The organism is Kitasatospora sp. CM 4170, assembly GCF_032110285.1.
Lineage (GTDB): Bacteria > Actinomycetota > Actinomycetes > Streptomycetales > Streptomycetaceae > Kitasatospora > Kitasatospora aburaviensis.
Genome location: NZ_CP134877.1, coordinates 5,502,004 through 5,514,049, shown reverse-complemented (window position 1 = coordinate 5,514,049; position 12,046 = coordinate 5,502,004). Strand labels below are relative to the sequence as shown.

Below are 12,046 nucleotides of genomic sequence, written 5' to 3'. Positions count from 1 at the left end.
GTCCAAGTAGTGATGATCGCCACTTCCTACGAGCCGGTAACCTACGGAGCCGTAGGTAGCGGATAGCATGCTCCGCATGACTGCTGAGCTCCTGGAGAGCGCGGAGAGCACGGAGAGTGCCGAAGGCAAGCCGAAGTGGCGCGGCTGGCTGCACGCCGGGATGTTCCCCGCCACGGTGGCCGCCGGGATCGTGCTGATCTGCCTGGCCGACTCAACCCCCGCCAAGATCGCCTGCGCGATCTACTCCGCCAGCGCCTGGCTGCTGTTCGGGGTCAGTGCGGTCTACCACCGCTTCACCTGGGGTCCGCGCGGCGACGCGGTGCTGCGCCGGCTCGACCACGCGAACATCTTCCTGATCATCGCGGGCACCTACACCCCGTTCACCATCCTGCTGCTGGACGGCGCCGCGCAGCAGGTGCTGCTCTGGGCGGTCTGGGGCGGCGCACTGGCCGGGATCGCGTTCCGGGTGTTCTGGGTCGGGGCGCCGCGCTGGCTGTACACGCCGGTGTACATAGCGCTGGGCTGGGCCGCCGCGTTCTTCCTGCCGGACTTCCTGCGCACCGGCGGCGTCGCGGTCCTGGTGCTGATGATCGTGGGCGGCGTGCTCTACAGCGTCGGCGGAGTGGTGTACGGGCTCAAGCGGCCCAACCCGTCACCGCGCTGGTTCGGCTTCCACGAGGTGTTCCACGCCTTCACCCTCGGGGCCTTCATCGTGCAGTACGTCGGCGTCTCACTGGTGGCGTACAGCGCGGCCAACTGAGCCCTGCGCCCCGCGACGGGCGGTCGGCCGGTCCAGTGACCGGGCGGCCGCCCGTTCCGCTGTCCATTCCCGGGCGGGACGGCACGCCTGGCCGGAGCGGTCGTGGCCGGCGTGGTCGCGGCCGGCGCGGTCGTGGGAGGGGATCTCAGGGGAGGCGTCACGGCCGGAGGCGTCACAGCCGGAGTGCTCCTGGGAGTGGGGGTCGCGGCCCGCGTGGTCGTGACCCGCGAGCCCCCCGGACCGGCGCGCCTCCCGGCGCTCCGCCCGGGATCCCGGCCGCGGGAGGGAACGCGCCCGCCGCGCGTCCAGCGCCTCGCGCGCCCGACGGCAGCGCTCGCAGTGCGCCGCGTCCGGCGCACCCCCCGGCCCCTGGTGACCGGACGGCGCGGCCGGTTGACGGAGCCGTCGCCAGCGCCGGCCGACGTGGACCATCAGCAGCAGCACCTCGACCCCGGCGACCACCAGCACCAGCACGGCGCCGTTGATCAGATAGGCCGCGACCACGGCCAGCGCCGAGGCCACCACCACTGCCGCGCCCCAGATCTGGGCGGTCGACTCCCTGTCGGCCATTCGGTATCCCCTTCCTGCGCCGGGCTCGTGGTCGGCTCCTGCCGCCCCACCCCTTCTCCGCTCTCGGCACGCGTCGGCCTGCAACTGACCGATTGCCACATCGTATCTACCGACAGTCACCCGGAGCCGCCCCGGAGCGGCGAACGACAGATCAACGTTGCGTCAATTCCCCGTGCGGAACCCTCACTTCCAGCACACGTCACCGAGCGTGACCACAACGCCACCACTCCGCACGTTGACGGCGACCTTCTTTTGAGAGTTACTGTCATTTGAGAGGAACTTCCCACCCACATTCCGGCTTCTCGGAGGTTGCCGTGCCGACCACCCCTGCCCAAGCCCCGTCCGGACCGGACCCACGACGCTGGCTGGCGCTGGTCGCCGTCGCACTCAGCGCCCTGGTGATCAGCTTCGACATGACGATCCTGAACGTCGCCCTGCCCACCCTGGCCTCCCAGCTGCGGGCCACCACCGGCCAGCAGCAGTGGATCGTCGACTCGTACACCGTCGTCTTCGCCGCCGCGATGCTGCCCGCCGGCCTGATCGGCGACCGGTTCGGCCGCCGCCGGACGCTCACCGCCGGCCTCGGCCTGTTCGCCCTCGCCTCCGCCGTCGGCATGCTGGCCGACAGCCCCGGCACCGTGGTCGCCGCCCGGGGCGCGATGGGCCTGGCCGGCGCCCTGGTGATGCCGATGTCCCTGGCGGTGATCCCCGGGCTCTTCCCCGCCGCGGAGCAGCGCCGCGCGACCGCCGTCCTGTCCACGGCGCTCGCCGCCGGCGCCCCGCTCGGACCGCTGATCGGCGGCTTCCTGCTCCAGCACCTCTGGTGGGGCTCCGTCTTCGCGATCAACATCCCGCTGACCCTCGTCGGCATCGTCGCCTGCGTGCTGCTGCTTCCCGAGACCCGCAACCCCGCCGCACCCCGGCTCGACCTGCTCGGCGCCGCGCTCGGCGCGGGCGGACTGGCGGCGCTCACCTTCGGCATCATCGAGGTCCCCGAGCGCGGCTGGGCCGATCCGCTGGTGCTCGGGATGCTCGGTGGCTCGCTGGCCGCCCTCACCGCCCTGGTACTGCGCAGCCGCCGGCAGCGGGACCCGATGCTCGACCTCGCCCTGCTCGCCGACCCGGCCTTCCGCTGGTCGGCGGTGGCCGCGACGCTCGTCTCGCTGGTGCTGTTCGGCGCGTTCTTCGTCCTGCCGCTCTACTTCCAGAGCGTGCTCGGCGCCGACGCCTTCGGCACCGGCCTGCGGATGATGCCGATGATGCTCGGACTGATGGTGGCCGCGAAACTCAGCGACCGCCTGGTCGCCCGGACCGGCCCGCGCACCGTGATCACCCTCGGGCTGGCGCTGCTGGCCGCGGCCCTGCTGCTCGGCAGCCGGACCGGGGTCTCCGACGGCTACGGCCTGGCGGCGGTCTGGCTCGTCCTGCTCGGCCTGGGCATGGGACTGGCGCTGATCACCGCCCAGGCCTCCGCCATGCTGACCCTGCCGCCCGCCCGGGCCGGCGTCGGCTCCGGGCTGCTCCAGACGCTCCGCCAGGTCGGCGGCGCGATCGGGGTGGCCGTCTTCGGCAGCCTGCTGTCCGGCTCCTACCGGGGCGCGCTGGAGATCTCGGCGTTCCCCGCGGACGCGGTGCACCAGGCCGAGCAGTCGGTGGTCGCCGCCGACGCGGTGGCCGCCACCACCGGTGACCAGGCACTGGCCACCGCCGCCCACACCGCCTACGTGCACGGGATGACGGTGGTGCTGCTGGCCGCCGGGGTGATCGCGGCGCTGTCGGCGGTCCTGGTCGCGCTGCGGATGCCCGCCGCGGAAGCCCACCCGGCCGCCGCCGGCGGTGCGGGCCCCGAAGACGGGGCGGGCACCGGGGTCGAAGCGGGCGCAGCGGACACCGTCGGGGGCGGTGCCGGGAGCGCTGCCGGCCGGCTGTCGGGGAACGCCGCCGCGCCTGCGGCCGATCACCGATAATCGAAGGTATGAGCGCAGCGCGGCCGACAGCGGCACCCCCGGCATCCGCGGCAGGGCCGACGGCCAATCCGGTCCAGGCGATGCTGGAGGAGCCGCTGTCGCTGCGCGAGCGGAAGAAGCTGAAGACCCGCCAGGCGATCCGCCGCGAGGCGTACCGGCTGATCGCCGAGCAGGGCTACGAGAACACCACCGTGGAGCAGATCGCCGCCGCGGCCGAGGTCTCGCAGTCCACCTTCTTCCGGTACTTCGCCACCAAGGAGGACTTGGTCCTCACCGACGAGTACGACCCGGCGATGGTCGCCGCGCTGCTGGCCCGCCCGACGGATGAACCGTTTCTGCGCTCCTGCCGCGAGGCGATCATCGGCCTGATGCGCGAGCTGCTCCAGCACGAGCGCGACGAACTGCTGACCCGGATGCGGCTGGTCAACGACGTCCCGGCACTGCGCGCCCGCCTGCACGAGACCGCCAACGACCCGCAACAGCTCTACCTCACCGTGCTGACCCGGCGGGCCGGCGTCGAGGAGCCGACCTTCGAGATGCGGATCACCGCCGCCGCGATCGGCGCGGCCACCACCGAGACGGTGCTGCGGTGGGCGGACGGCGGCGGCGCGCAGGACATCGCGGACCTGGTGGACCACACCTTCGCCCTGCTGGAGCAGGGCTTCACCGGCGTGTAGGCCCTGGACGCGCAGGGCGGAGCCCGGCCGCCGCGCCGGACCCCGCCCGGTGGCCGGTGATTCCCACGACGGCGGCACTCCGGTGGCGCAGCGCGGCGGCACCGGCCCGGTCGGCCCCCGGATCCGCCGGCCGAGCGGGTTCACGCGATCGACCGACCCGCCCGATCCGCCCGACCCGGACCCGCCTGCCCCGCCTGCCCCGCCTGCCCCGCCTGACTCTGCGCTGTCACCTTCAACTCCGGCCGCTCGGCCCGGCGCAGGGCGTCGTACCCGGGGTCGATGGTGCCGAACAGGCGGTCCCACACCGTGGTGTAGAACCCCAGGTTGACCGCGGGGTCGGCGTGGTGGGCCGCGTGGAACATCGGCAGCGCCACCCAGCGGAACACCGCGCGCCGCCGGACGCCGGCCGGGAACGGCTCGACGCCGAGGTGCCCGAGCAGGCCGAAGACCAGGTTGAGGCCGATGTACCCGAAGAGCGCCGCGGCGGAGATCTCGCGCAGGCAGAGCACCGCGATCCAGGTGCCGCCGAAGCCGAGCACCTCCAGCGGGTGCAGCACGAAGAGGGTGGACGGCCGCGGATCCGGGTAGCCGTGGTGGATCTCGTGCGCCAGCCGGTAGAGCCGCCGGCGGTGGGCCAGCCAGTGGCCGCCGTACATCAGGCCGTCCATCACCAGGGCGAACAGCAGCAGTTCGACCGCCGCACGGAGTCCGGTGTCCGCCGAGAGCCGGATCCAGCCGGCCCGCCATAGCGCCCAACCAGCCACCCCGAGGCCGGCGTTGAGCAGGACGGCGGTCACCGTGAGGAGCCGCTCCCGCCGGTCGGGCGGCGGCGGGACCGGCGTCACCCTCCGGTCGCCGAAGCGCCGGACCAGCAGTCCGCCGCCGACCAGTGCCACCACGAACAGCCCGATGTTGGCGAGCAGCGCGCCCGCCACCACCGCGACCGGGCTCAGCCCGCCCGCCCAGGCCAGCAGTCCGTCCATCACCGTGCCCCCCACTCCGCGGCCGCCCCGGGCGTGCCCGGAGGCGGGCCGCCCTCGACCACGCAAGTCCAGGATGGGGCAGCCCCCCACCGGCCGGAAGCAGCTCTGCCGCCCCGGCCCGTTACCGCCCCCGCTACCGCCCCCGCTCCGCGCAGGTGCGGCCCGGCCCTGCCCGACCCGCTACCGCTCGCCGCCAGGCCCTGCCCCGCCCGGGTCCGTCCGCGCGCCGAGCCGTTCGGCCAGCGCCGCCGGATCGGTGGTCGGCGCGTCGCAGGCGAAGTGCCGGCAGACGTACGCGGCGGGCGCGTCGTCGACCAGCGGCCGGCCGGCCAGCAGCGGCACCTCGTCCGACGCGGCACCCGGCCCGCCGACCGCGACCACCGCGCCGGGCGCGGTGCCCAGCAGCGCGGCGCGGTGCAGCGCGGCCGTGGCCGGCGTCCCGGCCGGGCCGATCACCGCGACCTCGCGCGGCCCGTCGGCCAGCGCCTCGGCCACGGCCAGGCCCCAGCCGATGAACCGCGGCGCCCGGCCGGCCAGCGCCCCGACGATGCCGAGCGCCCGCTCGGCGGCGGTGCGGTGGCGCGCCGAGCCGGTGTACGCGGCGTAGGTGAGCAGGGCCCCGGCGGCGGCCGTCCAGCCGGAGGGGGTCGCGTTGTCGGTCGGGTCCTGCGGGCGCCGGATCAGCTCCTCGGCGTCGTCCGCGGTGTCGTACAGCGCGCCGGAGGCCTCGTCGGCGAAGTGCTTGAGCACCGTGTCGAGCAGCCCGCCGGCGAGCTGCAGCCACTCGGCCTCGCCGGTGACGGCGAAGAGCGCGAGGAACCCCTCGGCGGTGTCGGCGTAGTCCTCCAGGACGCCGGCGTTCGCACCGGCCCGGCCGTCCCGGGAGGTGCGCAGCAGCCGGCCGTCGGGGGTGAGGTGGACGGCGAGCAGCAGGTCGGCGGCGCGCTCGGCGGCCTCGACCAGGTCGGGCTGGTCGAGCAGCGCGCCGGTCTCGGCGAGCGCGGCGATGGCGAGCCCGTTCCAGGCGGCCACCACCTTGTCGTCGCGCGCGGGCGCGGGGCGGGCGGCCCGCGCCTCGAACAGCCGGGCCCGGACGCGCTCGTGGGCTTCCGGGTCCTCGGGGTCGGCCGGCAGCTGCAGCACCGAGGCGCCGTGCTCGAACGTCCCGGCCGCGGTCACCTCGAACAGCTCGGCGGCGTACCGGCCGTCCTCCTCCCCCAGCACCTCGGCCAGCTGCCCGGGCGTCCAGGCGTAGTACGCGCCCTCGGCCTGTTCGCCGCTCTCCGGGTCCAGGCTGTCCGCGTCCAGGGCCGAGGCGAACGCCCCCTCGGGGGTGCGCAGTTCGCGCAGCAGGAAGTCGGCGGTGGAGAGCGCCACCCGGCGGGCGAGCGGGGAGCCGGTGGACCGCCACAGGTGCAGGTACGCGCGGAGCAGCAGCGCGTTGTCGTAGAGCATCTTCTCGAAGTGCGGGACCACCCAGCCGGCGTCCACCGCGTAGCGGGCGAAGCCGCCGCCGAGCTGGTCGTGGATGCCGCCGCGGGCCATCGCCTCGGCGGTCCGCCCGGCCATCTCCAGCGCCGCCTCGGAGCCGGTCCGGGCGTGGTGGCGGAGCAGGTACTCGATCACCATGGCCGGCGGGAACTTGGGCGCGCCGCCGAAGCCGCCGCGCCGGGTGTCGAACTCCCGGCTGAGCGCGACCAGCGCCTGGTGCAGGTCGGCCTCGCCGGGGGGCTGGTGCACGCCGGCGCCCACCGCGTAGACCGAGGCGCGCTCGGCCAGGTCGGCCCGGATCCGGGCGGCGACCTCGCCGACCTCGTCGCGCCGGTCCCGCCAGGCCGCGTCCACGCCCTCCAGCACCTGCCGGAAGGACGGCATCCCGTGCCGGGGCTCGGGCGGGAAGTACGTCCCGAAGTAGAACGGGTCCTTGTCGGGGGTGAGGAAGACCGTCATGGGCCAGCCGCCCTGCCCGGTCGCCGCCTGCACGGCCTCCATGTAGACGGCGTCGACGTCCGGGCGCTCCTCCCGGTCGACCTTGACCGCGACGAACCGCTCGTTGGCGTACGCGGCCACGCCGTCGTCCTCGAAGGACTCGTGCGCCATCACGTGGCACCAGTGGCACGCTGCGTAGCCAACTGATAGCAGAACGGGTACATTTCGCCGTCGCGCTTCCTCGAAAGCCTCCGGCCCCCAGGGCCACCAGTCGACCGGATTGTCAGCGTGCTGAAGCAGATAAGGCGAGGTCACACCAGCCAACCGGTTCATACACCCCAGCCTCTCACAGCGTTCCGGCCCCGGCTGTGGGACCCGCGCACCTCCGTCCGCTTGGCCGATTTGCACTCATGCGCCATCACGTGGTGGACGAGGATCGTCCCGATCTGCGCCTGGGCTGGACTACAGACGGCGTCCCCTGCGATTGATCGGCCCGCTACACACACGTTGGGAATGTCGCCGCCTACCATGCACTCCCCTGCAGTGCCCAATTGCCGTGGCAACCCCGGCTGTAGACGCCTCAGAAGGGTTGGGGACGGCTGTGGCCAGCAATCTGAGATGCCATGAGCTCGGGCACCTCCCGGAAGAGCACGGTATAGATCTAGACGGGCCCAACGCCACCCTGGGGCGCAGGCCACCGACCGCCGCCGTCGCCCCGGCCTCACAGCCGCGCCGCAGCGACAGCGGCCGCGTGGCAACGCTCGCGGCTTCTGCCCACTCACACCACGTCGAGCTTCTCATACCTGTAGCGTGACTGTCCCAATCATGCACTCCAGGAGGGCAGATGGATCCGGAACTGGCAGCCTTGGCATCCACGGCGGCCACGGCACTGGTCACCGCGTGGACGACCGACGCGTGGACTGGCCTCAAGCAGGGGCTCGGGCGTCTGATCGGCCGGGGCAACGACCACCGGGCCGCCGTGGTGGCGGCGGACCTCGCCACCACGCAGACCGAGCTGGCCGCCGCCGACGCGACGGGCGACCTCGACCGCGTGGCGCAGGTGGAGCAGGCCTGGCGGGACCGCCTCCGACTCCTTCTCGCGGAGGACCCGGCCGCCGAGGCCGAACTACGGCTCATCCTGGATGACTTCGAGCGGGCCCGGAGCAACAGCGCCGCTCGCGATCGGGACCATCTGGAGGTCCACCACAACACCTTCCACGGACCGGTCCAGCTGAAGGGTGTCCAGAACAACCGCGGTTGAGACACGGGAATGGACAACGAGCACACCTTCCTCGATGTGCACGGCAATCGCATCGACGGGCCGACACAGGTCGCGGGGACGCAGAACAACTACTTCTTCGCCGGTCCTGACGGCCCACCGCCGCCCGGCACCTGGACGACAGTGGAACGGGCGGACCCACTCGCCTTCGGCGTGCACCGCCCCCGCCGGCAGCAAGGCCAAAACTTCCTGCACCCCTATGTGACCCGGGACGTCGATGTCCGCATGCGTCCCCTGATCGCCCGGCTCAGACACACGGGCGGCTTCTTGGTCCTCACCGGCGATTCAACTGCGGGGAAGACCCGCTGCGCCTTCGAAGCCATGCGTGCTGAACTGGCCGGGTGCCGAGTGTGGGCACCCCCTCGCACTGCCGACCTGCGACTGCTCACGAGCCTGGACCTGTCCTCGGCGGAAGGCTGGGTGCTTTGGCTGGACGATGTCGAGGACTACATCCGGGACGACGGACTGGAGCCCGCGCTCCTGTCCGGCCTCGTTCACCGAGGGGTCGTCGTGCTCGCGACCCTGCGGGACGAGCAGGTCGACCGCTTCCAGCGCCGGAGTTCCAGCCAGGTCCCCCTTGAAGCGCCGTACGCCTTCCTAGCCAACCTCGGCGCGCGTGTGCTCAACATGGCCGAGCAGATCCGTCTCGACCGCATGTGGAGCCGAGCCGAGCTGGGCCGCGCCGAGGAAGTGGATGATCCCGGGCTGGAGGAGGCCCTGAGACATCGGGGCGGATACGGGATCGCTGAGTACCTGGGCGCAGGTCCGGCTCTACTGGACGAGATGAACCGGGCCTGCCGAGCAGGCGGAAGTCCGCGAGGATACGCCTATGTCAGGGCCGCGATCGACCTGTACCGTGCGGGTCTGACGGAGATTCCCTTTGCCGCCATCGAGGAGCTGCACCTCACCTATCTGGACGGAATCCCGGGCTCACGACCGGAACCGGCCGCAGAGGCGTTCACCTGGGCGACCCGGGTCCACTACGGGGCGACAGGAATGATCAACCCGGTAGGCGTCGACTCCGTCGCGTGGAAGCCCTTCGACTACCTCGTGGAGCACTTCTCCCGGGGCGAGCAGCCTGTCCACCGAGGCACCTGGGACATCGCCCGCAGGTACGTCCGGCACGACTTCCATCTGTACCTCGTCGGCATGCTCGCGGCAGCGTTCGGAGAGGACGACGTCGCCGACTCCATCTGGCGCCCACTGGCCGACTCCGGGAACGCGGACGCCCTGTTCCGCCTCGCTCTCCTACGGTTCCGACAAGGGAATCCGGTGGAGTCCGAAGGTCTGCTGTACCGCGCCGCAGATCTCGGGCACGAGGACGCCCCTTACGGATTAGGCCTGCTGCTGCGCGACCAAGGACGGCTACAGGAGTGCGAGATCCAGTGGCAGCGCGCCGCGGTCGACGGCAACGCAGAGGCCGCGTACGACCTCAGCAAGCTCATGCATGACCAGGCCCGGGACGTGGAAGCGGAAATGTGGCTCCGCACGGCCGCCGAACACGGTCACGGCGAAGCCCTCTACACGCTCGGCGTACTGCTGGCACAACGGAAGCAGTACCGGGAAGCCGAACGCTGGCTCTGGGAGGCTGTCCATCAGCGCGTCGACGAGGCAGAGGAATTCCTGGAGGCCGTGATCTGGCTCCGCGAGACCGCCCAGGACGTCGAGGAGTTGAGGAACGAGGCGCGGAACGGGGACTGGAACGCGGCCTTCGCCCTCGCTGAGCGCCTCAGATGCCTAGACGATCTAAACGAGGCGGAGCACTGGTTGCACCGGGCCGCGTACGCCGGACATCCCGAGGCGACGTTGAGGTACGGGTTCGTCCTGTCCGTCGTCCACGGCGACCACGAGGGCGGGGAGCCCTGGCTGCGCCTGGCGGCGAACGCTGGGAGCATCGAGGCCACCTACTGGCTCGGGATGAACCTCGGGATGCAGAAGAGGGGGCGTGAATCGCTCCAGCTCATCGCGCTCGCGGCTAGTGCCGGGCACCCAGCCGCGACGGAGCACGTGAGGAACCGGCCTGGACCCTAGCCAGCGGGTTCTTCGGGGACCAGGACAGCGCCCGACAACCAGACCTACTTCTCCCCCTCTTGGCTCAGGTGGCCGATGATGTTCTCCCACTGCTCGGCGGAGTGGTATCGGTGCCCTCCTCGGCGAGCTTCGAGGAGGTGTTCACCAAGATGCGGCTCAACGGGTACTCGCAACTTCCGGTGCTGAACGGACCTCGAAATCTGCGGGGGGGGCGGTCATCTGGGAATCCATCGAACGAGCGCGCTACGCGGACGTTGCGGCGCCTTTTGCCGATGCCATCGTCGATGCTCACGCGGTCAGCTACGCCGACCACCTGATCGACGTCCTGCCCGATCTGGAACGGTTCGGCTTCCTCCTGGTCAAGGACCAGACGAATCAGATCGCCGGAATCATCACCGTCGCCGACGTGGCAGTCGAGTACGGCGCCACGGCCCGGCCGTTCCTGCTCATAGGTGACCTTGACCGACAACTACGCCGGGTCATCTCGGAAGGTCTGGACCTTTCAGAGGTGATCGCGCTCTGCGATCCGGACGGACTCCGGAAACTCACCGCCTTCGACCAGTTGTCCTACGGGGATTACCAACAGGTCCTAAGTAATCAGAAACAGTGGGACAGGCTGAACTGGCCGTTGGACCGCAAGTCCTTCACGGCCCGCCTCGACGAACTCCGGGAGATCCGCAACGAGCTGATGCACTTCAACGACAAGGACAAGGACAAGGACAAGGACAAGGACAAGGCCGGCGATTCGGCGATACCGATGCTCCGAAACATGATCGAACTACTATGCGAGCACGGCGGCTGATGCGCAGCGCTTGCCCGACCCCGATCGGGCAAGCGCTGCGACAGAACTGCCTCCCGCGAACAGGCGCGGAGTACTGAAAGCCCACATCCTGTAATAGATACTGTCTTACACTGAGGCTATGAAGCCGATCCGAGCCGGGACCACCGAGAACATCTCCGTGTCCATGCCCACCGAGCTGGTCAGCGAGCTCCGCTCTCGAACCGGCCGCCGCGGCCTGTCCAGCTACATCACCGAAGCTGTCAGGCACCAGCTCGCCATGGACGGGCTCGCCGAGATCGTCGCGGCCCACGAGGAAGAGCACGGCGCGCTCACAGAGCAGGAGATCGAAGCCGCTCGCCGCGAGCTGTTCGGAGATGTGACCGCCGAGGATGTCGAGCGGGGCGCCGCGTGAAGGAGCAGCCGGCCCGCTCGCTGGTGCTCGACTCCGAGGCGTTCTCTCTGCTCCTACACAACGACCGCGGCATGGCGGCTCGCATCGAGGCGGCCCGGCAGATCGGGGTTCCCGTCCTCGTGTCTGCGCTGACCATCGTTGAAGCCGTACAGGGGAGGACCGATCTTGCGCGCTTGAAGTGGGTGCTCTCCCGGCTACGAGTGGAACCGGTCAGCCAGGAGGACTCCTTGACCGCGGTGGCGTTGCTTCAGGACGCAGGCGGGCTGCACGGACACAAGTACGCGATCGACGCCCTCGTTGCCGCGCTCGCGCTCCGCGTCCCGGCCCCCGTGATCGTCCTGACCTCCGACCGGGACGACTGGTCGAAGCTCTGCGGGAAGCGCGTGATCATCAGAGAGGTGTGAGCACCGCCGACTACTGGGCCTGCGAGTTCACCGGCACCAGTTGACTATCGTCAGAATCGGTAACCGATGGTAAGACGACTGGGCACGGACCAGTCGATTCACCATGAGGGCAGTATCCCAGTCCGTGGAGCCTGCGATACGGACAGTCCCATCGAACACGCCGGAGGTCTTCGTGTGAGCCATCGACGCTCCGGGCGTCTTCACCGCGGGAGCACCAGCGGGGTGGGGCGGCCGAGGATGCGGGCGACCTTGC

12 protein-coding genes are annotated in these 12,046 nt (G+C 71.2%); 8 read left to right on the top strand and 4 right to left on the bottom strand.

The window, feature by feature from the left end; genetic code table 11:
* Positions 1-67: 67 nt before the first annotated feature.
* On the top strand, positions 68-760 hold the full coding sequence (locus RMN57_RS23635) for a hemolysin III family protein (RefSeq protein WP_313765333.1): 693 nt from the start codon (positions 68-70) through the stop codon (positions 758-760).
* Here the strand turns inward: RMN57_RS23635 and RMN57_RS23630 are convergent.
* Entirely contained in the window at positions 731-1,330 is a 600-nt protein-coding gene (locus tag RMN57_RS23630; RefSeq protein WP_313765332.1) for a hypothetical protein, read from the bottom strand. The genes RMN57_RS23635 and RMN57_RS23630 overlap by 30 nt on opposite strands.
* 314 nt (positions 1,331-1,644) lie before the next feature.
* On the opposite strand from RMN57_RS23630, the gene RMN57_RS23625 reads away from it, so the two are divergent.
* Entirely contained in the window at positions 1,645-3,297 is a 1,653-nt protein-coding gene (locus RMN57_RS23625) for an MFS transporter (RefSeq protein WP_313765331.1), read from the top strand.
* 8 nt (positions 3,298-3,305) lie between these two features.
* Entirely contained in the window at positions 3,306-3,974 is a 669-nt protein-coding gene (locus RMN57_RS23620) for a TetR family transcriptional regulator (protein ID WP_313765330.1), read from the top strand.
* 140 nt (positions 3,975-4,114) lie between these two features.
* Here RMN57_RS23620 and RMN57_RS23615 read toward each other — a convergent pair whose 3' ends face one another.
* Together RMN57_RS23615 and RMN57_RS23610 are read right to left on the bottom strand one after the other, a co-directional pair.
* The gene (locus tag RMN57_RS23615) at positions 4,115-4,957 is read right to left on the bottom strand and encodes a sterol desaturase family protein (RefSeq protein WP_313765329.1); all 843 of its coding nucleotides are present in this window, start codon (positions 4,955-4,957) and stop codon (positions 4,115-4,117) included.
* A gap of 180 nt (positions 4,958-5,137) precedes the next feature.
* Complete coding sequence (locus RMN57_RS23610) at positions 5,138-7,219, bottom strand: thioredoxin domain-containing protein (RefSeq protein ID WP_313765328.1); 2,082 nt, start codon at positions 7,217-7,219, stop codon at positions 5,138-5,140.
* A gap of 511 nt (positions 7,220-7,730) precedes the next feature.
* On the opposite strand from RMN57_RS23610, the gene RMN57_RS23605 reads away from it, so the two are divergent.
* A complete protein-coding gene (locus RMN57_RS23605; RefSeq protein WP_313765327.1) occupies positions 7,731-8,147 on the top strand; it encodes a hypothetical protein in 417 nt (138 codons plus the stop codon).
* 9 nt (positions 8,148-8,156) lie between these two features.
* Complete coding sequence (locus tag RMN57_RS23600) at positions 8,157-10,196, top strand: hypothetical protein (RefSeq protein ID WP_313765326.1); 2,040 nt, start codon at positions 8,157-8,159, stop codon at positions 10,194-10,196.
* A 64-nt stretch (positions 10,197-10,260) separates the two neighbouring features.
* Here the strand turns inward: RMN57_RS23600 and RMN57_RS23595 are convergent, their stop codons facing one another.
* A complete protein-coding gene (locus RMN57_RS23595; RefSeq protein ID WP_313765325.1) occupies positions 10,261-10,665 on the bottom strand; it encodes a hypothetical protein in 405 nt (134 codons plus the stop codon).
* Between the two features lie 39 nt (positions 10,666-10,704).
* On the opposite strand from RMN57_RS23595, the gene RMN57_RS23590 reads away from it, so the two are divergent.
* The 3 genes from RMN57_RS23590 (at position 10,705) to RMN57_RS23580 (ending at position 11,793) form a co-directional block, all read left to right on the top strand.
* A complete protein-coding gene (locus RMN57_RS23590) occupies positions 10,705-10,998 on the top strand; it encodes a hypothetical protein (protein ID WP_313765324.1) in 294 nt (97 codons plus the stop codon).
* Between the two features lie 118 nt (positions 10,999-11,116).
* Complete coding sequence (locus tag RMN57_RS23585; protein ID WP_313765323.1) at positions 11,117-11,389, top strand: hypothetical protein; 273 nt, start codon at positions 11,117-11,119, stop codon at positions 11,387-11,389.
* Positions 11,386-11,793 carry a PIN domain-containing protein gene (locus RMN57_RS23580; protein WP_313765322.1) on the top strand — a complete coding sequence of 136 codons (408 nt, stop codon included), beginning with the start codon at positions 11,386-11,388 and terminating at the stop codon, positions 11,791-11,793. Before RMN57_RS23585 ends, RMN57_RS23580 begins: the two co-directional genes overlap by 4 nt.
* Positions 11,794-12,046 lie beyond the last annotated feature (253 nt).

Bases quoted from the DNA above. Each gene is read 5' to 3' on its own strand.
- RMN57_RS23600 (WP_313765326.1), top strand. From the start codon at position 8,157: ATGGACAACGAGCACACCTTCCTCGATGTGCACGGCAATCGCATCGAC.
- RMN57_RS23635 (WP_313765333.1), top strand. From the start codon at position 68: ATGCTCCGCATGACTGCTGAGCTCCTGGAGAGCGCGGAGAGCACGGAG.
- RMN57_RS23605 (WP_313765327.1), top strand. From the start codon at position 7,731: ATGGATCCGGAACTGGCAGCCTTGGCATCCACGGCGGCCACGGCACTG.
- RMN57_RS23620 (WP_313765330.1), top strand. From the start codon at position 3,306: ATGAGCGCAGCGCGGCCGACAGCGGCACCCCCGGCATCCGCGGCAGGG.
- RMN57_RS23585 (WP_313765323.1), top strand. From the start codon at position 11,117: ATGAAGCCGATCCGAGCCGGGACCACCGAGAACATCTCCGTGTCCATG.
- RMN57_RS23610 (WP_313765328.1), bottom strand. From the start codon at position 7,219: ATGAACCGGTTGGCTGGTGTGACCTCGCCTTATCTGCTTCAGCACGCT.
- RMN57_RS23615 (WP_313765329.1), bottom strand. From the start codon at position 4,957: ATGGACGGACTGCTGGCCTGGGCGGGCGGGCTGAGCCCGGTCGCGGTG.
- RMN57_RS23630 (WP_313765332.1), bottom strand. From the start codon at position 1,330: ATGGCCGACAGGGAGTCGACCGCCCAGATCTGGGGCGCGGCAGTGGTG.